The 290-nt window shown below is 44.1% G+C and carries 1 protein-coding gene; it reads left to right on the top strand.

The annotated features are described in order from the left end of the window. Positions 1–290 (top strand): ATP-binding cassette domain-containing protein (locus PZH32_RS13730; RefSeq protein WP_275208818.1); only part of this gene is annotated, 290 nt, incomplete at both ends.

Here is a 290-nt window from a genome sequence, read left to right as displayed (position 1 = left end):
CGGGAAAGACCACGGCATTTATCGGAAGTACCGGATGTGGTAAGTCTACGCTGGTAAACCTGATCCCGAGATTTTATGATGTTACAGATGGTAAGATCACGATCGACGGAAAAGATGTCAGAGATGTATCACAGCATGAACTGCGTGAAAAACTGGGATATGTACCGCAGAAAGCTGTACTGTTCTCCGGTGATATTGCTTCGAATATTTTATATGGCAACCCGGATGGAAGTGAAGCTGAGATGATTGAAGCAGCAACAATCGCACAGGCAACAGAATTTATTGATCAG

Origin of the sequence: Adlercreutzia equolifaciens, from assembly GCF_029076695.1 — a bacterium.
Classification (GTDB): domain Bacteria; phylum Actinomycetota; class Coriobacteriia; order Coriobacteriales; family Eggerthellaceae; genus Adlercreutzia; species Adlercreutzia equolifaciens_A.
The sequence above is the reverse complement of the archived record's forward strand: the minus strand, read 5'-3'. Positions and strand labels throughout refer to the sequence as shown.